Source organism: Sporosarcina sp. P17b (assembly GCF_002743115.1).
Classification (GTDB): domain Bacteria; phylum Bacillota; class Bacilli; order Bacillales_A; family Planococcaceae; genus Sporosarcina; species Sporosarcina ureae_C.
Genome location: NZ_PDYP01000005.1, coordinates 15,650 through 35,835, shown reverse-complemented (window position 1 = coordinate 35,835; position 20,186 = coordinate 15,650). Strand labels below are relative to the sequence as shown.

Here is a 20,186-nt window from a genome sequence, read left to right as displayed (position 1 = left end):
ATATATATGAAAATGGCCAGATTGCGATATAGACGAAATTGCTTATAAAGCAATCGCACCCGTTAGTTCAATTGGAATTCAGTCTATTACCCTGGGTTCTCGACTGGATAATGTAACCTCCTTCAGATCGAGATTTATATTGTCCAACAATAAAATCTTCTGTATTAATTAAATCTTGGAAAAAGGTTGGGATTGTGCAATTCCAGTTTAAACTTTCTACTTTAAGAGGAAAATTATCTTCGTTTGGATTTGGTGTATGAATAAAGATTGCATCCACACCAGCGTCTTTATCGTCAATATGAACCCAAGACTGATAGGGTTTTTCAAAGGTTTCAAGCTTTTTTAAAATATTTTTATATAAAGCTATATGCGCTTGAATGTGCTTTCTTCTTATCCTCAAACTATGGTTTCCATATCCAGAAAAATCGAGATGGCTATGCCATAAATCAAACCACGCATCTTTATCACATTGTAAATTATAGGCTTCTATTGCAACTTCTCTCGATAAATTACGAAAGTATCGTCTTTTTCCACGGAACTTTTTCAAACAATCACTCCTATCACCCAATGTTATCCTAGTTACATATATTCTCCATTCCTAATTAAACTAACCGTGTTCATTTGAAGGGGAACCCTAAATTCATGAACGCGCCCATTTATTGAACCACGTAAATAGATTTATATAATTAACTACTTAAAAGTGATGAGAAATCATGAAATGCGTTTAATACATCATCACCTAATGGATGAGCAAATTCTTGATTTTTCAAAGGTAATATTCCTTCTCTCTCAAGTTCTTGCAGATACTCTTGAAACCCTGTACAAATAGCCAGGATATAATCTTTAAGATTGAATTCATAATTAAATATTCCCTCTGGATAATGACCATGATGTTCAATAAAAAGCATTTTCCGATCACTGGAAAATATATAGTAATCAAAGTTTCCATCACAATCTATTCTCGCTTCACTAATTTCACCTTTATATAAAGAGGCAAGCGTTAGGAAGAAATTAGGTATTGCTATGAACCCTATACCTGATTTAAAACTAAATAACTGCGTGTCACTCGAAACGTCAAACTGAATATCCCCACCACTGAAACGGATATCAATAAAACATCTATAATTGGAATTTATATAACCCACCTCAATTGCATTTTTAATAATTAATGAATTTGGCCCGATTGCAGTACAGACGCAATCGCTTGTATAACAATCGCGCCCGATTGCTGAAAACGATCAACCTCCCACTAAAATATAAATACTCACTCTTGATTGTGTTTTAATTCATCAATATTTTTTTCTCCGATGTTTACTTCCCATTGTACAACTTGATTATTATCCGTTTTTTTATAGGTGTAGATAACTTCTTTTTCATTCTCAAATACAATATCTACTTTATTGCTTCTTCGCTTTTGTCCTTTTTCTAATCTATCTATCACGGTCCATTCTTCTTCAGGGAATTGACTTTGTAGATATTCATTAACTACCTCTATCGATTGTTTATACTCATTTTCAAGTATTTGTCCTCGAACAAAAAAGAATAATAAGTAACCAGCTAACACAACAATAATTAGTCCTATGGCAACTTTTCTTTTCTTCTTCGTAAAAACTGCTGCTGCTATTGTTAATAAAAACAAAACACCAATTATTATAATTCGTTCTAATGTATAATCACCCAATGCTTTGCCCCCTTACACTTGCATTTCACCAATCTGGCCCGTTTGCGTAAGATACTTCTTACTGAATATTCACTACTTCACATAAATAATTATAGCATAAGCAATTGTATATCCCATTGTTTCCCACCAATGTATTTCACTTAAAAACGCAAATGAAATAACAGAGTTCGTAAAAGTACACTTTAACGAACGGGTTGAAATGGATTAAAAAACAGCGAAAATAATGTTCATAAATGTATCAAAACACTTTGCGAACGTTCATTAATTTACATACACTTATACGAACAATTTTCAGGTATAATATAAGGAAAGAATCTTTTTCGAGGTGAATTATGGAGCATCGCAAATTGGGTTACATACGCGTTAGCAGCAAAGATCAAAATGAAGGTCGGCAATTGGAAGCTATGAAAAAGTTAGATATTAACGAACGTGATATCTATTTGGATAAGCAAAGCGGAAAGAACTTTGAACGTGTAAACTATCAATTGCTTAAACGGATTATCCGAAAAGGTGACATATTGTATATCCATTCGCTGGATCGGTTTGGTCGGAACAAAGAAGAAATCCTACAGGAATGGAATGACCTGACGAAGAACATCGAAGCCGATATTGTTGTAATGGATATGCCGTTACTCGATACGACGCAATACAAAGACAGCATGGGAACTTTTATTGCGGATTTAGTTTTGCAAATCCTTTCCTGGATGGCTGAAGAGGAACGAGAACGCATCCGGAAACGGCAGCGTGAAGGAATTGATTTGGCGTTGCAAAATGGGGTTCAATTTGGAAGACCTAAAATTCTTGTTTCAGAAGAGTTTAAAGCGGTTTACAGGAAATGGAAAGCTGGAGAAATAACAGCTGTGGAAGCTATGAGGGAATCTGGAGTTAAAAAGACTAGCTTTTATAAATTGGTAAAAACACTCGAAGAAGAAACATCGAGCAGATTATAATAGAAGAAACTCTTAAAACCTCCTTTACCATACCCGTATATATCTTTTAGTACCATGAAATGTATAACCCTTAACAAAGCCATTATAAAAGAAGTGCCCCACCGCTAAAAAATCGGATAGGACACTCTCACTACTTGATTTTCAATTATACTCTTGTACGATTATTTATCAAACAGTTTCTTCAAAGCATTCGCTGAGTTTTAGCTTTTTTGTTTTCAATAAGTATTATTTTGTCATAAGTAGTATTTTTTCAACCTTATACAGCGCTAGCGGGTATTATACATCCATTTGACAATTCCAGTCCGCGAAAGTTGAGTTACATATAAAATAGAGATAAACCTATGAAAAGAATTCCTAATAACAATAAAATTATTTTGACTATATACCACGGTGAAATAGATAGAATGAAACCTATTAAGAAATAAAAAGCCCCAATAATTAAACTATCATTTACACTAGATGAAGAAGAACTAGAAGAATATGATGTTAGAAAAAATTTTTCATGGTGTTTTTTTGAATAAAGTAATCCGATAATTATAATTCCTAATCCCAATAAAAAGATAATAGTTTTCATTTACTCATCACCTATCTATTTAATTTAAAATATCTCTGTATAGAGCGTTTCCCTCCGTGTCTATATAAAGATTGAAGATGTTTAAAAACTTTTAATCCTGAGGTTATACCAGAGCTAACATATGCTGAATAAACCCCCTTAAAAGTCGGCTTTTTTCCCTGAGCAATTGTATTTAAGATATATGCTTTGGGTCCATACGAAGCCATAGCTATAACTCTAGTTATTAAACCTGCACCTGTACTTGCAACAGTCCTATATAATCCCATTCCTCCAATTCCTGTAATGGCCCCTACAGCAAAAGCTCTACCAAATATAAACCAATTAAAGCCTTTTAAACTTTTATGTTTAATAAGATAATTTAAAAGCAGAGGCATAGCATTCATTAGACCTCCGGTAATAGCAGCTCCTATCCACCAAGCTACTTCCCCATCCGGATCTACATTCATCATCGGATTATTATTCGCGTAGTTATATCCATTTAGTGTAGTTGGATTTGTTAAATCACCACGTACTGGGTCTAACGATAGGAATACTCCTGAATCTGGATTATAATAACGTGCCATTAGATAGTATAACTTCGTATCTTCATCATAACGGTAACCTGCGTAACGATATGGGTTGATGGTTGCGATTTCACTACCACTTTGCGTTAAAATATTCCCCCACGCATCGTATGTGTAGGTTGCGACTCTTTCTCCTGATTTGTTCACAAGCGCGAGGACATCTCCACGGTAGTTTGTGAGGTAATAATAGGTTTCACCCTGGTAGGTCATTGTCAATGGGTTGCTGTTATCGTCGTATGTGTAGGTTTTTATAAGGTTGCCACTTGCATCTTCTTCAAATAATACTTGGTTGGATGTTCCGTTATAACGGTAATATGTTTCGCCACTAGACGTATTTGAAAATACCCGTCTACCTTGGTCATCGTAGCGGTACTCCGCAATATTATTGCCACCACTAGTCAATACTTTCGTCAATTGATCAAAGGCGTTCCACTCATAACGAAATTTACCGTCATTGATGAGGTTGCCATTTGCATCTACTTCATATTCTTGACCATTCACTCTCTTTAATTGATTTGTCTTATTGAACGAATAGTTTACCGTTGTTGGTAATCCATTTTTTATTATTTTTTTAGAAGTTCGGTTGCCCGCTGCGTCATACGTATAGTGAATCTCCGCATCAGAGTATATTTCACTTTCAAGTTGGTTTAGGGCATCATACGTGTAAGCTACATTGCTATTCCCACTACTAATGGAGGTTATATTATGATTTGCATCATAACCATAAGTAAATGTTTTCCATAATGAATTGTTGGTAGAGAACGATTCTTGGCTTAGTCGTGTTTCATTTTTATAGTCTTTTGTAATGTTAGCGGCATTGTCTTTGTAATTTACATCATTTACCAAACCGTTATTATTATACGTAAAGCCGACTTGGGTTTCACCATTCAACTTCAGGGCTGTCATGTTTTGAGCATTATCAACCTGACGTTCAATTGCAGTGCTGCCATACATAATCTTAGCGATAGATTCATTGCCATAATACGTATAATGAATGGCATTTGTAGATTGTTCATTAAATTTAATTGTTTGAAGCAAATCGTTGTCGTAGAATTGATAGCGAACAGATGATTGTGATGTTTTATCTTCCACAACGGTATCTGTGCCTTCCATTCTTGTTTTGAACTTCTCAACATCGTTTACGGATACTGTGGAAAGGTTATTAGCGTCATCCGTACCGTATTGGATTGTCTGCTTATCTGCTTTTTTAATCTCCGTTAAATCACCATTTGCATTATAGACATAGGTTGTTACTTTGCCCTCTCCATTCGTCTCCGAGATGATTTGATTTTGCCCATTATAGCTGTAGTTTGTATGATAGCCTAGTGGATTTTTTACATTTACTAGATTTCCATTTCTATCATACAAATAGTTAGTTGTTTGATTGTTTGCTGTTACAGCAGTTAATTCATTTTTTAGATTATAATTAAAATCTGTGAACTTCGATTTTCCATCCATTGATCGAACAACATTGCCATTAATATCTGTTTCCGTTTTCGTTATGATGTTAAATGCATCTTTATGTGTCGTCGTTTTTCTAATTGGTGATCCAGTATAATCCGTTGTATAGGTCTCTTCCACGCCATCTGAGGTGATCATTTTGATTAACTCACCATTTGAGTCATACCGATACGTCGTTGTAAAAGATAAGCCTTCTTTAGAAGGTATTTTGCTTTCTAGTAAATTTCCATTTACATTATCATACTTATACGTTGAAACCGCACCTGTGGAATCCGTATAGGACTCAATATTTCGATAAGCGGTATAGGTATTAGTTTGTACGTTATTTTCTGCATCTGTGGTAATTAATAAATTCCCGTTTGAATCATAAGTATTCTTTATAGTTGAGGCTTGTCCATCTACTGATGTTGTCTCTTCAAGAATTTGATAATTATGATTAAATTTATAGGAAATATCTTCTCCTGAAGAGAGCAATGCACGATTAATCACATAATTATCATCGACAGAATAACGTGTTACTTCTCCTTCGGGATTTGTTACTGTCGCCATTGCATTGACACGATCTAAAGTATACACGGTTTTCGAAGCTGTTCCACTGACGGACGGCTCTGTGACACTTTCTAAATCTGCATTAATCGTATATGCGAAACTCATCCGATTGCCATTAGCATCGACCACTGCTGAAATCCGGTTATTTGTGTATTCAAACTGTGTTATTGCTCTAGTTTCAGACGATTTTTTGACACTGACAGAATTTAAATACCCACTTGTTGTATACCCATAATTAATTTCTTGATCGTTATATTTCGCTTGGCTAATGAGACCTGAACTATTGTAACTAAATGTTAGTTTCTTACCAAGCTCATTTCCTAAACCAGTATAGATAGCTAATAACCGATTGTTTCCGTCATACTCATAATTTATCGTATTGCTATTTCGATCTTCTTGTTTTGTAATATACGCTACCTGTACATCTGTATCCTTTGTAGATTCACGGACGATAAATGTTGTTTTATAGCCATAAGGATCTGTCATTACATAAGTACTATCGTTTACTTTTTTTAATTTTTCAAAATTACCAGTAGGTGCATGATATCCACCATATTTTGCATCATATGAAAACACGTGGATAGTACCATCAGCATCTTTATATTGCAACTTACTGCTGTCACCACCGGTATTAATGAAGATTTTTTCATCTCCTGTAAATGTCCATCCGTAACCAAATGCTGATTTTTCATAGTCTTTACTATTGTAAGTTCGGGTAAAATCGAGACCAAAGCCCGCATAGCCTATTATCGAGAGGTCTGAATATTGTAGGATATTGTTTAGCGTCGTTAAGTTTACATAATTTGTACCATCCACTAATTCATGTGAAGCATAGTCCCAATAATCTTCCACCCCTAAACGAGCTGTTGTTTTATAAGTGATGACAAGCTGGGGCTTATATTGATCGGGTACTTCTTGCTCGCTACTTGCAAACTTTTTATAGATTTTTGTATTTTCGTTTGTGCTCTTTAATAAAAAACCATGATTGGTAGTTGGATCTGTTAGCCATGTTTGTACCACACTGATGGGAACATGCCAGTTGATTAAAGCGTCATTAAGAATAGGTGGTGAAGTGAGTCCTAAAACAGTCGATAACTTAGTACCCGCATAGTCCCCGCCTGCCGTAGCCCATCTTGTATACGGAGTACTCTCACTATATGTCCAAGATGCTTCGTTTTCTTCCCACGCTTTCGTGACTTTCTGCAAATTGATATCAATTGGAGAAGCACTATTAGTAGAAGTAAACCATAAGTTTAAATCGGCCGATACAATAGTTGTAGCTGCCGGAATAGCGGATAAATCGAATTTTAATAAGCTTCGAACGATATTCCCATCTTTTGCCGTTCCAATTCCTAATTCGTTATCATTACCACCAGTTTGAGTTGGGAACGCGCTTCGAATTGATGTATCAACTGTACTTGCTTCCCCTTGCAAACGAATAATTGTTGGGTCAATTGTAATTGGATATTGACGTTTTTCATCATTTAACCATGTTGCATCAGGAATTAAATCGATGAATAGTTGTCCATCTTCAACTCGTGATTGTAATTTTATGTTATATGATTTGGCTTCCTCTGGAATTGAAGATATTAATTCGTTATGGATAAAGCCTTCCGGAATATATGAATCATACATATATGGTGCTTCAATTATATACTTCTTCTCCTGTGTCGCTGGGTCTATTAAATAAATGGCTTGCTCAATCTGTTGCACCTCTAGTCCGTTCAGAGAGACTTGATAGGTAAATACCTCAGGCATACCCTGTTCAGGTTTTTCCGAATAAATAATATCTTCTTTTACACGGTCTGCCCCCACTGTATACACAACATCTGCATTGTCTAATACATTTGCATAAGTAATTGTATTTTCATTTATTGAACCCGTAACTTTATTTATAAACGCTTGAATATTATTTTTCTTGTTATCATCTTTTGTTCCAACTAACCCCATATTAATTTCAATATTTTCATTGATGATTGAAAATATTGCATTACTTTCCGATATCGTCTCATCAAACTCTACCGTAAATTCATTTGCAGTATTTTGTATTTTATTATTTTATTATTCTTTTTCTCTATTAATTTGTTATCAATTTCTTTCCATTCTCCATTATCATCCTTAAAATGAATGGGCTGTTGTGAAATCTCAGTTGAATAAGTATTATCAAAATTATCAAATGTTTTCGACGTTGCAGTACGCTTTTTTATTACTTCAATTGGTTCTTTTTTAACAATATTCCTTTCATTTATTTTTTCTGCACTTGCAACAAAATTTCCGAATGGAATAAGTGACAATACTAATGTTAAAATAATCACATACACCAATATATTCTTAATAAATTCCCTAACCATTTTAACTCTCCTATACTATTTTTATAGCATCATTTGATACTGGAAAATAGTATATAGGAATTCAGGAGTAAATAGATGCGTCAAAACAACTAAAAAAAAGACCAAGTATACGTGGTTATATAATAAAATTTTCACATGTCGATATAGGAAATGTAACCTATACGCGCCCATTCGTTATGAACAAAATCCCACATCATTTCCATTCGATTATATCGAAGCTTAAAATTGCCCCAAGTATCTTCCTCGAAAATCCAAGAGAAGCCCTCAAAAGTCTGTTCAAAAATGACCCGTTTTTTCTTTTATATATTCAGTGTCAATTATAAAGTCGTTAATTAACTGTAAAAGCGGAACTGATTCAAACAGGCAATCTTTATCATCGTCTCTAAGTTGTTTTTGAACTTGCAAACAAACATAATATCCAGAAACTAATACCTTGACGTCATAAAAACTAATACTGCTTTATTCGCTTCCCATTCAGTGTTAAAAGGGTTTAGAGGATGTTCTTTTGCAATTATTAGACCCTTAAACATTAAGTAAAGATTATTGTTTTTCTATATAAACGGACTGCCAGGACAAGTAAATGGTTATGACGGTATATTTGAATATATTATGGATGGTTCTGGTAATGTAATACACTAATTATTTACAATGGAGGTAAACTTTAATAAATGTCAGGAGAAAATCAACCAAATAACATTGTAGAGAATTCATTATTAATTGTTGTACCTTATGAATTTGTAATTAGTAAAACTGATTTATCTTGGAAAGAATTATATTATGGGATCAAGTGCGGATTTATCAAACCTGATGCGGCAATCGAAAAAGCTGTTAAACTCATTTCTCAAGAAGAAAAGATTTCAACTTCATTATTAGACTTAGGAAGCTTGTTTAAACATGAAGTATCATTAGTAGAACCATATTTGGTAGAATTAGCTGAACAAGAACCAGTACAAGATATAAATAACATTAAAGAAAAGTTGTTGTATCTTATACTATGTTGGCTATTCAAATATAAAGAACAATACACTAACTTACATGCGGAAGTACCTTATTCACTGCACGATTCATATGAAAAGGTGTCTGTAATATGGGAGGATTTCGATCGACCAGTTGTTCTTGAAGATCTCTTTTGGGAAAATTATATTAATGCTCCGTCGTATTTCATAATAGATAATGAACCACGTGACTTAACAAATTTTAATGAATTGTGGGAAGATTTTTTAAATACACAAGAAAAACGCTTTTTATCTGTCTAAAATCACATCTGATTGATCCATCGTATTAAAGACGTTCATAACGAGATTAATAGCCTTTGAACTACTTGTATTTTTGATTGAGTTTTTATAAGCACAATTTAAAGTAGGAGTATTTGATTTAGCTGATATGTTCTTATACAACGCAGATTTTTTGTTGGTTTATTATCGTATTACCTATTTTACATCTTTAAAAAAGCATAATCTTAAAAGTCGTTAGTACAATTAATGTGTGCGTTTGTTTAACATCAAAAGCCTGATTTCCCTAGCATTTAAAAGAGAAACTAGGCTTTATTATTTATTTCTGATGCAAAACACAGTTATTTATGTAGTTTGCCGAATAAAGTATAGTGATCTCTTAAAATGATTGAGCACTAAAAAACAAGGTGCTGATACGCTTTTGGGCGATAGGTTGGTCTTGACAACCAACTTTCCATGTATTAAATTGAAGGTAGTAACACATATTAAATACGCCCGTTATGTATTTTTCTATGTTGCAAATACGGCAAGACGGCTGACTGATCATCGGCCGTCTATTTTTTTACCCAAAAATAAAAACCACCCCATAAAGGGATGGTTGTGCGTTAGGTTTTAAGTAACCGGAGCCACTCGAATACTACAGCGATAAGTGTTCTACCTGAGTAGTACACAGTCTTAAGGATGATCAGTCCTCTTTGACTTTGTCTCGCTTGTTCTTCTCGGAACTCCTTCCGCGTCTTGTATCGCCCGTTGTTTTCTTGTTGCATCTACGGCACCTCCCTTCAGCCGATGCCGGCCTTGAGGAGTCATAGGCGTGCTTGCCCACCTACGCATTTATTATTTTACCATGGATGATTTTATATTTGTTCCGGTTTTGCATCAAAAAACAACAATTCGATACATAATAGAAAAGCCCCCTCCAAAAATGGAGATATCTTTTAATACTCTTTAATGGTTTAGTCAATCCTCTATTACCTTAACCAATAGTTCGTACGTAAAAAGCTGATAAAAATCGGAATGATTTTCGAATCACATAATTATTAAATCTTTGACAACCATTTCCCTATTGACACTATTTAATATCCTAACTTTCACCTGGATTGTTGAATAGCCCTATACAAAGCAACTAATAGTCCATTTGTTAAAAAATAAAGCTCAACTTAAATTACCAATAGTATAGCATAATAAATCCTATAATCTGTTCATACGAAAAAATGACATTGTTAATTCCAATGCCATTTGATGTTTTAATTCGGTATTAACTTTGTTGTTATTTTAGCATTTAAACCACTCAACTGGATGATTTACACACACTAGAACAACCTACTTGTGCTGCAAATCAAATAAAAGACTTACATAAGTCGCGTAATTCTGATTACACAAAACCATACAACGCCAACACCTGTCTACTTTGCAAAGGATCCGCAATACACATATCCACAAAATAAGGCAACTGCCACTTCTGTGTGTTCAACGCTTGCTTGTCGGCTGATCCCAGGCAGGATAGACGCGTAAAGCCATTTTCCCTTTTATAGAAGGTGACGCTAAAATATTCTGTTCCAGAAGGAGTTCTCTAGGGAAAACAAATTGACCGAACTGCCGATCATCTTTAAAAGTCGTAATGACCACAAAGTCTGGCGTCTCTTCATATGAATACGGCTGATTTCGATTCTGTTTATCTTTTTGCCAGAACGCCACAAACTGACCAATTTTCGTAGGTGTGACGTTCGCCACCCTAAATCGAATAGTTTTTGTCGCCAACTGAAACGTTCCAGCACCGTACTTCACATTTTGCATTTCTTCTTGGATACAATAAATGGGTAAGTGAAGAGGTTCATACATCATTCTATTTACATGAGATAACGCTGTTGTAAACTGCATCTACTTGTACCTATTTAATACATTCTCTGGAATATGACAATAATCTTCTGGATAATGATCCAACCGATCTTGATGTTCGTCTGCACTCTTTATATAATTTGTTAAAGGTTCCACTTCCACCACGATACGATCGACATCGTGTCTTGCCTGAATAAACGCATTCGCTTTACGTAAATGTTCGGATTGTTCGCTATAAATACCTGTCCTATACTTTTCGCCCATATCCTGCCCTTGTTTGTTCAAACTATACGGATCAATAATTTCAAATACATACTCCATTAATCTATCAACCGTCAAAACTACAGGATTAAACTCCACTTTCACACATTCAGCATAACCATCATATTCACCGTCAAGCGTTTGACTCGATCCATTCGCTCGACCCGCTTCTGTTAGTAGAACACCAGGCAAGGTTTTGATAAAAGCTTGCACTCCCCATAAACAACCACCTGCAACATATACAACTTCCATAAGAATTTCCCCTTTACAATCAATTCACCATAGTACACGCATGTTCTTATGTCTACTATCATATAAGTCGTTGTTTTGTTCAAGTGGATAGACAACACTCGGTATAAATTCAAAACACAAAAAGACCGTTTATCTCAAAAACAGTCTTTTTGTGTTCATCATTTAGAACTTATCAACGATCACCGTATATCCTTTTCTACCTTGCCATCTTTAATAACTACTTGAATCGTGTCATTATTAGCTAATGAATAAATATCTTCCAACGGATTTCCTTTCACAACAAGTACATCCGCAAGTTTTCCAGTCTCCAATGTACCGACTCGATCTTCCCACCCTAAACATTCCGCAGCTGTTTTTGTAGAAGCGATGATCGATTCCATAGGCGACATACCCGCATCAACCATTAAACCTAGTTCACGAAGGTTTGTACCATGCTTGAACACGCCAGCATCTGTACCCATCGCGATTTTAACGCCCGCATTATATGCTTTTGTGAAACTTGCGACGTGTTGATCAATCACTTCTTTAGATTTCTGCACAGCCGTTTCAGGCATCCCTGTTTCATGCGCCGTTTCTAAAACTGCAACTGGTGCTAATAATGTCGGGACGAGGAACGTACCGTTTTCAAGCATTAATTCAATCGCTTCATCATCAATGAAAATTCCGTGCTCAATCGAATGAACACCGGCGCGCACCGCGTTTTTAATTCCTTCTGCACCTTGCGCATGTGCCATTACTTTGATTCCTTTTCTAAAGTGACCTTCTTCCACCATCACTTTAAGTTCTTCCAATGAAAACTGAGTGAATTCCGGATGGTCAGTAGCACTCAAAACACCACCTGTAGCATGTACTTTAATGACTTCTGCGCCAGCACGCAACATTTCGCGTGTTTTCTTACGTACTTCTTCCACACCATCGCATAAACCATTCGGCATGCCCGGATAGTTCGAAGGCATAATATCTATTACATTTCCTGAAACGGTATAGCCATCGCCATGTCCACCTGTAATAGTCAATGCATTGATACTCAATTGCATTCTCGGACCTGAAATGAATCCATCTTCTATCGCCTTTTTGACTCCGGCATCGGCTCCAAGTGCGTCACGAACAGACGTAATGCCCGCATGTAATGTAGTTTTCAAATATTCCGCAGCTTGGTAATACATGAACGAAAATGGTGTAGCCAAACGTTCCGCCACAGGACTAAATTGCATCATCATATGTACATGTGTATCGATGAAGCCTGGTAAAATCGTTCCACCTTGTGCATCTATAATCGTTTCATCTCCGGTAGCTTGATACTCGGAATTCTTTCCTATGAATTCGATTTTTTGACCAGTAATCACTACGATTTGATTAACTTTACTTTCCGAACCTGTTCCATCAATTACTAATCCGTTTTCTATTATAATCTTTTGCATATTTTCCCCTCCACTTTATATAGTTCGAACTTAGATATCTGCAATGAAAGCGAAAGTGATCATGACCGTACTAAATGCCCCCATCAACCTAGACGCCAAGAGTTCATCTGTAATAATGTTTGCTTCTCTTTCATCTCTAGTGAAACGTATGTATCTTCTGATTACGATATCCAATATATCATGTAGCAGATCCATATGGAAATAATATTCAGTTAAATCGCCAAGTTCTTTATATTTTTATACATGTAATAATCATAAAACCTCTTATACTATCTAACGTGCAAGCATGCAGAAGCTTAGAAAGCTTTAAAAATTGCTCTATCAATAGTCTTTGTGCTATTTTGCTAAAATACTACATACACTAGTAAAGATTTATATGTATAACGCAGTTTACATTAGTAATGGAGGAGATCTTTTGATGGATGAATCAACAAACAAAAATATGGATTCTAAACAAAATCAAAAAATGAAACAGTTAGATGAATTTAAAGTAGATAACAAAGACAAAAAGTTTACGACGAACCAAGGAGTGAAAGTATCCAATGATGAAGAATCATTAAAAGCCGGTGTACGCGGACCTACTTTAATGGAAGGTATTCATTTAAAAGAGAAACTCATGCACTTTGACCGCGAACGGATTCCTGAACGCGTTGTCCATGCGAGAGGCTATGCAGCGCACGGCGAATTTGAGTTATATGAATCGATGAAAGATTATACGACAGCAGGTTTTCTTCAAGAACCCGGAAAGAAGACTCCTGTTTTCACACGTTTTTCTAATGTTGCGGGTAATTTAGGTTCTGTCGATACAGCAAGAGATGTTCGAGGTTTCGCGGTAAAGTTTTACACAGAAGAAGGTAACTATGATTTGGTAGGAAATAATCTACCTGTATTTTTCATTCAGGACAGCATGAAGTTCCCTGATCTCGTTCATGCGGTTAAACCTGAACCTGATACGGATATGCCACAAGCCGCTTCAGCGCATGATACGTTTTGGGATTTCGTAGCAAACAATCAGGAGTCTGCCCACATGGTCATGTGGCAAATGTCCGATCGCACCATTCCGAGAAGTTGGCGGATGATGGAGGGCTTTGGCGTTCATACTTTCCGATTCGTTAATAGTGAAGGAAAAGCCACATTCGTAAAATTCCATTGGAAACCGATACTAGGTGTACATTCATTAGTATGGGACGAAGCGCAGAAGATCGCAGGAAAAAATGCAGACTTCCAACGTAAAGACCTGTGGGACTGTATTGACAATGGCTATTTCGCAGAATATGAATTCGGCGTGCAGATGATTGCTGAAGAAGATGAATTTATGTTTAATTTCGATATACTCGATGCGACCAAAATTTGGCCCGAAGAGATTGTGCCTGTTAAGATTATCGGAAAAATGACATTAAATCAAAACGTCACAAACGTCTTTGCCGAAACCGAACAAGCCGCCTTCCACCCAGGTAATATTGTTCCTGGAATAGATTTCACCAACGATCCCCTCTTGCAAGGAAGGCTACTATCTTATTTAGATACCCAACTCTACCGACTAGGCGGACCGAACTTCGCTGAAATTCCGATTAACCGCGCAGTATGTCCGTTCCATAATAACCAGCGTAATGGGTTCAATCGCCAGCGGATTGATGTTGGCAAAGTAAGCTATCATAAAAATTCACTCGCTAATAACAACCCTTCCACTTCGACAGCCAAAGAAGGCGGTCTTGAACATTACGCTGAGAAAGTAGAAGGCCGCGTCATTCAAGCACGGAGTGAATCATTCAAAGATCACTTTTCACAAGCTCGAATGTTCTGGAACAGTATGTCGCCTCCCGAAAAGCAGCATATTATTAACGCGTTTAGCTTCGAAGTAGGAAAAGTGAATAGTATAAGTGTTCGACAACAAGTGGTGGATATGTTCTCAAACGTTGATCGGGAAATGGCTACTGCAATAGCGAATAATGTAGGGGTCAACAAGCCGACGGGCGAGCAAGTGGATGTGACCGCATCCTCCCCTGCGCTGAGCCAGGAAAATACTGCTCGCTATCCATACAGCATGAAAGTTGGCATTTTAATCGGGGACGGTTTTGACGATGATGAAGTGAAATCCACAATTGAACACTTAGCGAAGTATGGTGTGTGGACGTATACGATTGGTGAAAAACTGGGTACGGTAAGAGGGAAGAATGGACTGGAGATTCAAATCAATGAAACATTTTCAACCACGGCTCCGGTGCTATTCGATTCTCTGTATGTTGTAGGTGGAAACGCAGCAAATCAAGCGAAATTCAATTCGGATAGCGTCTATTATATTAATGAAGCATTCATGCATTATAAGCCGATCAGTGTAGCGAAAACCGGAAACTCTTTATTCGCAGCATCTAACGCGAAAAAAGGACCAGGCATTGTGCTTGCTAAAAATACTGCTGCATTTAACGACGAGTATATACTCGCAATTACCCAACAACGCTTTTGGGATCGAGATATTTACTGATTATATCCAGCAAAAAGCGTCACTCGGTTCCTCGCGAGTGACGCTTTTTTATATTACAATGATGCACTCATTAAATAGCTGTCCATCCACCGTCAACTTTAATCGTTTCACCTGTAACAAAACCGGCCATATCAGAAGCCAAATATAGAACCGCCCCTGAAATATCTTTCGGTTTCGCCAAACCATTTAATAGTATACGTTTCTCTACATCAGATTTAAAATCTACATCCTCAAACATCTTCTCTGTTAACTCAGTTTCAATGAACGTAGGAGCTACTGCATTGACCGTCACACCATGCTCCGCCCACTCTACCGCTAGCGCTTTCGTCAATTGAACAAGTCCACCTTTGCTGGCACAATACGCTGCACGTTTATAATAACCTACGAATGCCATTTGTGAAGCGATATTAATGATCTTGCCACTGTTTTGCTTCAGCATATGACGTGCGGCTGCCTGACTGCTAAAGAACACCGACTTCAAATTCAAATCAAGTACGGTATCCCAATCTGCTTCAGTCACTTCCATTGCAAGCTTCGCAATATTTACTCCCGCGTTATTCACTAACACGTCAATCGTTCCAAACTCCGTCACGACAGTCTCGATCAGTTGTTGAATTACAGATAAGTTGCTTAAATCTCCCGGTATCCCCATACATCTTGGATTCAACTCCTGCAGCTCTAATACTGCTTTTTGAAGAACTTCTTCATCACGTCCAGTAACGATGACATTCGCTTTAAGCTCCGCAAATGTACGCGCGATATCTTTTCCTATCCCTTTGCTTCCACCGGTAACAATTATCGTCTTGCCCGCAAGTTCAGTGAAATAGCTGCTCATTTTTCTACCTCCTCATCCAACTTCTTATCATTCTTCAAGAATTCGATCAACATGCGTTCTCGTTCTTTATTGATCTTTTGCGAAGTCTTTTCATCCCAGTCGTAAAATCCACGTCCGCTTTTATCCCCTAAATGACCCGCATCCACGAGACTAGTCACCGCTTCTCCCGACTGCTCAGCTACACTCAAGTCACTAAACAAATAATTCGAGATGGCCGAAAACACATCCAGTCCGCCCATATCCGCTGTCATTAGAGGTCCGGTAACAGGCAAACGACGTCCGATGCTATAGGTAACTGCAGCATCTATGTCTTCTTTAGACGCTGCCCCAATGTCCAACAAATACTGCGCTTCTCTAAACAATGCGTATTGAAGGCGATTGCCTATAAAGCCCGTGATTTCTTTTTTTACAAGTACCGGCTTCTTATTCATCGACCTGAGTAACTCCATTGCCGACTCTACCGTTTCGTCATCTGTATACTCTCCCTTTACAACTTCTACAAGCGGGATCAAATGTGCAGGATTCCAGAAATGAGTGACGATGAATCGATTCGGATACTTCATTTCTGTAGCTAGTTCACTAGGTTTAAATCCCGATGTGTTGCTAGCAATAATGCTTGTCTTACTGACGAGTTGCTCTAGCTTTTTATACAATACCCGTTTTAATTCAATTTGTTCAGGAATTACTTCAAAAATGAAACTGGAATCAACAACTGCCTCTTCTAAGGAAGTTGTGAATTCAATGGCTTTCTGTATTTCTTTTATCTTAATTACATCTAGAAGACCGTTTTCCATCATAGTATCCAATTTACTTTGTAATCCAGCCCGTGCTTTATCCAGATCCTTTTCGCTCATTCCAACCAGTCTAACAGGAATACCTGACCAAGCAGCCGCCAATCCTATAGAGTGGCCCATTGTACCGCAGCCTATAATCGTTATAGTATTCATTTCATTCACTCCTTTTCATTGCCTGGGAAATTAAGAGACCCAACAAACCAAGTTACGGCTCGTTGGGTTCATGTTCTTATAGTCCGATTGAGAATAGAATCACTGCAACCGCAGCACCAAGTATTGGTACAACAACTGACAACGCTCCAAATGCTGGGTACGCGTCTTTATGTGTTTCACCTGCAATGGATCGGATAGTCGTTACAACATATCCACCTTGAGGAAGTGAATCAAGTGACCCTGAAGATATGGAAACTGTACGATGCAAGGCTTCCGGATCGACGCCTAAATCTAAATAATGTGGTGCTAGTAGTGGCAAGGCGATAGCTTGTCCACCAGATGATGAACCAGTCAGTCCGGCAATAACCGCTACTGCCAATGCTCCACCGATCAGTGGGCTACCTGGTATATCCGTCATCACGTTGACCGCCGCTTCAAAAGCCGGTGTCGCCTTTACTACACCACCAAAACCAACAACTGCTGCAGTGTTTGCGATTGCAATCACTGCACCCATTGCCCCTTCTCCAACCGCATGTCCAAAGTTCTGGAAGTATTTTTTATTCAGCAAGAATGTTGCCAATATACCACCACTTAAAGAGATGATCAGTGCGGATGTTCCGAGTGATTTGTGTAAAAGTAAAGTGAGTCCAAGTACAACAACCAACGGAATCATGCTAAGAATTGGATTAGGAAGATCTCTTTTCATATCTACTTCTTTATCTGTTTTTCTTGAGATGAATTTCTCGCCATTGGCAACGGCTTTTGAAATCATTCGTTTCAACCACCAATAGCCAAATAAGAACATAAAGACGGCTACGAAAATACTAACTTCCCATCCAGCATATGGAGTCGTCCCAAGAAACTCAATTGGAATCCAGTTTTGGATTTCAGGAGATCCCGCAGATGTCATCGTAAATGTCGTAGAACCGAATGCCAGTGCCGCAGGAATGAATCTTCTTGGCAAGTCAGCTTGTTTGAAAAGACTGAGCGCCATCGGATATACCGAGAATGCAACAACAAACAAACTTACCCCGCCATACGTTAACACTGCACAAGCTATAACCACGGCCAATGCCGCCCTCTTCATACCGATTTTACTGACAATCCATTTTGAAATACTATCAGCACCACCACTGTCTTCCATGACTTTACCGAATATTGCACCTGTCAAGAACATCAAATACCAAGAGGCGATGAATCCTGTAAATCCGCCCATATAGTTCGTTAAGAAGTTAACCGCGCCTTCTTCTACTAACTGTGGGAACAGCGGGATTCCATTCAAAATCGCGATAAACAGCGCTGTAATTGGCGCCGCAATAAGAAGGTTCATCCCTTTCATTGTCAAAAAGATCAAGATCGCAAGTCCCCCAAAAAGGCCGATCATCCCTAACATAGTCATTCCTCCTAATTACCTTGCTACCTTAAAAGTTCTCTTTAGTTTTTTCCGTAACGATCTACTCGAAGTTGAGCTTGTCTTGCATGTCCTTCAAAGTTTTCCAATAGACAAAGTCTTGCTGCGTATTCGCCGATATAGGCTGAAGCTTCAGGTGTTGTGATCTTCTGATAAGTAACTGTTTTGATGAATTTACCCACCCATAATCCACCTGTATAACGAGCTGCTCCTTTAGTCGGTAGTGTATGATTTGTTCCAATTACTTTATCTCCGTACGCTACGTTCGTCTCTGGTCCCAAGAACAAGCAACCGTAGTTAGTCATATTCTCAAGGAAGTAATCTGGGTTCTCCGTTAAAATCTCTACGTGTTCAAATGCCAAGCGATCCGCTTCTACACGAGCTTCTTCAATGGAATCCACGACCAATATTTGACCATAGTCTTCCCACGATACGCTTGCAACGTCTGCTGTCGGAAGCGTTTCCAATTGACGCGCAATTTCTTTAATAGTTTCATGTGCCAGCTCTTCAGAAGTCGTAATCAATGCGCCAGGAGACGTTGGTCCGTGTTCACCTTGTCCTAGAAGATCAATCGCTATCATTTCTGCATCTGCTGTGTGGTCTGCTACAACTAATGTCTCAGTTGGACCTGCAAAGAGATCTATTCCTACACGACCGTATAATTGACGCTTCGCTTCTGCAACGAACGCATTACCAGGTCCGACAATCATATCAACAGATTCAATTGTTTCTGTCCCGATCGCCATTGCACCCATCGCTTGAATGCCGCCCAACAAGTAAATTTCGTCTGCTCCTGCTAAATACATAGCCGCTATCGTCGCTTTTGGAATTTCACCATTAATCGGTGGTGTACATGCGATCACTCGTTTCACTCCTGCAACTTTCGCAGTCAACACGCTCATATGCGCAGACGCAACCATCGGGTAACGGCCACCGGGGATATAACAGCCTACACTGTTTACAGGAATATTTTTATGCCCCAAAATAACTCCTGGAATATTTTCCACTTCTACATCATGCAATGAAGCCAGTTGCGCTTCTGCAAACGCTTTAATATTAGTTTGTGCAAACTTAATGTCTTCAATGACGCTATCAGGCACTTGTGCCACGATATCTTTAATTTCTGATTCGCTCAATCTGAATGATTCAGGGCTCCACTTATCGAACTTCTCAGATAATTCACGAACTGCTTGGTCACCACGAGTTTCTACATCTTTCAAAGCTCCTGCAACAATTTCGGATACCTTTGTGTCGTTTGCTATTACTTCTTCTTGGGATTTACCTGCTTTAATCACTTTTACCATGAGTACGCCTCCTATTTTTTAACCGCTTACATTATTCTTTGGACATTTTACTGATCTATATTTCTAAAACTTG

At 37.7% G+C, this 20,186-nt stretch carries 17 protein-coding genes; 3 read left to right on the top strand and 14 right to left on the bottom strand.

Annotation, left to right across the window (positions count from 1 at the left end):
* Positions 1-67 precede the first annotated feature (67 nt).
* From CSV76_RS07445 to CSV76_RS07435, 3 genes are all read right to left on the bottom strand, one after another.
* Positions 68-547: a hypothetical protein gene (locus tag CSV76_RS07445; protein WP_099625158.1), complete on the bottom strand. Its 480-nt coding sequence runs from the start codon at positions 545-547 to the stop codon at positions 68-70.
* Between the two features lie 139 nt (positions 548-686).
* Complete coding sequence (locus CSV76_RS07440; protein ID WP_233204432.1) at positions 687-1,145, bottom strand: hypothetical protein; 459 nt, start codon at positions 1,143-1,145, stop codon at positions 687-689.
* Positions 1,146-1,264: 119 nt separating this feature from the next.
* Positions 1,265-1,681, bottom strand: coding sequence for a hypothetical protein (locus CSV76_RS07435; RefSeq protein WP_099625156.1), 417 nt, complete (start codon positions 1,679-1,681; stop codon positions 1,265-1,267).
* A gap of 332 nt (positions 1,682-2,013) precedes the next feature.
* Between CSV76_RS07435 and CSV76_RS07430 the strand changes: the two genes are divergently transcribed.
* Positions 2,014-2,631 carry a recombinase family protein gene (locus CSV76_RS07430; protein ID WP_099625155.1) on the top strand — a complete coding sequence of 206 codons (618 nt, stop codon included), beginning with the start codon at positions 2,014-2,016 and terminating at the stop codon, positions 2,629-2,631.
* A gap of 585 nt (positions 2,632-3,216) precedes the next feature.
* Here the strand turns inward: CSV76_RS07430 and CSV76_RS07425 are convergent.
* Both CSV76_RS07425 and CSV76_RS07420 read right to left on the bottom strand, forming a co-directional pair.
* Positions 3,217-7,728 (bottom strand): DNRLRE domain-containing protein, encoded by a 4,512-nt coding sequence (locus tag CSV76_RS07425; protein ID WP_099625154.1) that lies wholly within the window; start codon positions 7,726-7,728, stop codon positions 3,217-3,219.
* A 68-nt stretch (positions 7,729-7,796) separates the two neighbouring features.
* Positions 7,797-8,129, bottom strand: coding sequence for a hypothetical protein (locus tag CSV76_RS07420; RefSeq protein WP_099625153.1), 333 nt, complete (start codon positions 8,127-8,129; stop codon positions 7,797-7,799).
* Between the two features lie 668 nt (positions 8,130-8,797).
* Between CSV76_RS07420 and CSV76_RS07415 the strand changes: the two genes are divergently transcribed.
* Entirely contained in the window at positions 8,798-9,385 is a 588-nt protein-coding gene (locus CSV76_RS07415) for a DUF2247 family protein (RefSeq protein ID WP_099625152.1), read from the top strand.
* Between the two features lie 581 nt (positions 9,386-9,966).
* Here the strand turns inward: CSV76_RS07415 and CSV76_RS17255 are convergent.
* The 5 genes from CSV76_RS17255 to CSV76_RS17250 all read right to left on the bottom strand — a co-directional run bounded on the left by CSV76_RS17255 (position 9,967) and on the right by CSV76_RS17250 (position 13,329).
* Complete coding sequence (locus tag CSV76_RS17255; RefSeq protein WP_158232758.1) at positions 9,967-10,128, bottom strand: hypothetical protein; 162 nt, start codon at positions 10,126-10,128, stop codon at positions 9,967-9,969.
* 703 nt (positions 10,129-10,831) lie between these two features.
* Positions 10,832-11,242, bottom strand: coding sequence for a MepB family protein (locus CSV76_RS07410; RefSeq protein WP_233204431.1), 411 nt, complete (start codon positions 11,240-11,242; stop codon positions 10,832-10,834).
* Entirely contained in the window at positions 11,243-11,713 is a 471-nt protein-coding gene (locus tag CSV76_RS07405) for a peptide-methionine (S)-S-oxide reductase (protein ID WP_099625151.1), read from the bottom strand.
* Positions 11,714-11,892: 179 nt separating this feature from the next.
* Complete coding sequence (locus CSV76_RS07400) at positions 11,893-13,134, bottom strand: metal-dependent hydrolase family protein (protein WP_099625150.1); 1,242 nt, start codon at positions 13,132-13,134, stop codon at positions 11,893-11,895.
* A gap of 30 nt (positions 13,135-13,164) precedes the next feature.
* On the bottom strand, positions 13,165-13,329 hold the full coding sequence (locus CSV76_RS17250) for a hypothetical protein (protein ID WP_157129902.1): 165 nt from the start codon (positions 13,327-13,329) through the stop codon (positions 13,165-13,167).
* Between the two features lie 223 nt (positions 13,330-13,552).
* On the opposite strand from CSV76_RS17250, the gene CSV76_RS07395 reads away from it, so the two are divergent.
* Positions 13,553-15,616, top strand: a complete 2,064-nt coding sequence (locus CSV76_RS07395; protein ID WP_099625149.1) for a catalase — start codon at positions 13,553-13,555, stop codon at positions 15,614-15,616.
* A gap of 70 nt (positions 15,617-15,686) precedes the next feature.
* Here CSV76_RS07395 and CSV76_RS07390 read toward each other — a convergent pair whose 3' ends face one another.
* The 4 genes from CSV76_RS07390 to hisD all read right to left on the bottom strand — a co-directional run bounded on the left by CSV76_RS07390 (position 15,687) and on the right by hisD (position 20,113).
* The gene (locus CSV76_RS07390; protein WP_085426077.1) at positions 15,687-16,451 is read right to left on the bottom strand and encodes an SDR family NAD(P)-dependent oxidoreductase; all 765 of its coding nucleotides are present in this window, start codon (positions 16,449-16,451) and stop codon (positions 15,687-15,689) included.
* Complete coding sequence (locus CSV76_RS07385) at positions 16,448-17,398, bottom strand: 3-hydroxyacyl-CoA dehydrogenase family protein (RefSeq protein ID WP_085426076.1); 951 nt, start codon at positions 17,396-17,398, stop codon at positions 16,448-16,450. Before CSV76_RS07385 ends, CSV76_RS07390 begins: the two co-directional genes overlap by 4 nt.
* Positions 17,399-17,474: 76 nt before the next feature.
* Positions 17,475-18,791, bottom strand: coding sequence for a GntP family permease (locus CSV76_RS07380; protein ID WP_085426075.1), 1,317 nt, complete (start codon positions 18,789-18,791; stop codon positions 17,475-17,477).
* 41 nt (positions 18,792-18,832) lie between these two features.
* Positions 18,833-20,113 (bottom strand): histidinol dehydrogenase, encoded by a 1,281-nt coding sequence (gene hisD, locus CSV76_RS07375; RefSeq protein WP_099625148.1) that lies wholly within the window; start codon positions 20,111-20,113, stop codon positions 18,833-18,835.
* Between the last annotated feature and the right edge of the window lie 73 nt (positions 20,114-20,186).

Excerpts from the sequence above, each read along its gene's own strand:
- CSV76_RS07390 (WP_085426077.1), bottom strand. The coding sequence starts at position 16,451 with ATGAGCAGCTATTTCACTGAACTTGCGGGCAAGACGATAATTGTTACC.
- CSV76_RS07395 (WP_099625149.1), top strand. The coding sequence starts at position 13,553 with ATGGATGAATCAACAAACAAAAATATGGATTCTAAACAAAATCAAAAA.
- CSV76_RS07405 (WP_099625151.1), bottom strand. The coding sequence starts at position 11,713 with ATGGAAGTTGTATATGTTGCAGGTGGTTGTTTATGGGGAGTGCAAGCT.
- CSV76_RS07420 (WP_099625153.1), bottom strand. The coding sequence starts at position 8,129 with ATGGTTAGGGAATTTATTAAGAATATATTGGTGTATGTGATTATTTTA.
- CSV76_RS07415 (WP_099625152.1), top strand. The coding sequence starts at position 8,798 with ATGTCAGGAGAAAATCAACCAAATAACATTGTAGAGAATTCATTATTA.
- CSV76_RS07385 (WP_085426076.1), bottom strand. The coding sequence starts at position 17,398 with ATGAATACTATAACGATTATAGGCTGCGGTACAATGGGCCACTCTATA.
- CSV76_RS17250 (WP_157129902.1), bottom strand. The coding sequence starts at position 13,329 with ATGGATCTGCTACATGATATATTGGATATCGTAATCAGAAGATACATA.
- CSV76_RS17255 (WP_158232758.1), bottom strand. The coding sequence starts at position 10,128 with ATGCAACAAGAAAACAACGGGCGATACAAGACGCGGAAGGAGTTCCGA.
- CSV76_RS07430 (WP_099625155.1), top strand. The coding sequence starts at position 2,014 with ATGGAGCATCGCAAATTGGGTTACATACGCGTTAGCAGCAAAGATCAA.
- CSV76_RS07400 (WP_099625150.1), bottom strand. The coding sequence starts at position 13,134 with ATGCAAAAGATTATAATAGAAAACGGATTAGTAATTGATGGAACAGGT.
- hisD (WP_099625148.1), bottom strand. The coding sequence starts at position 20,113 with ATGGTAAAAGTGATTAAAGCAGGTAAATCCCAAGAAGAAGTAATAGCA.
- CSV76_RS07425 (WP_099625154.1), bottom strand. The coding sequence starts at position 7,728 with ATGGGGTTAGTTGGAACAAAAGATGATAACAAGAAAAATAATATTCAA.
- CSV76_RS07410 (WP_233204431.1), bottom strand. The coding sequence starts at position 11,242 with ATGCAGTTTACAACAGCGTTATCTCATGTAAATAGAATGATGTATGAA.
- CSV76_RS07380 (WP_085426075.1), bottom strand. The coding sequence starts at position 18,791 with ATGTTAGGGATGATCGGCCTTTTTGGGGGACTTGCGATCTTGATCTTT.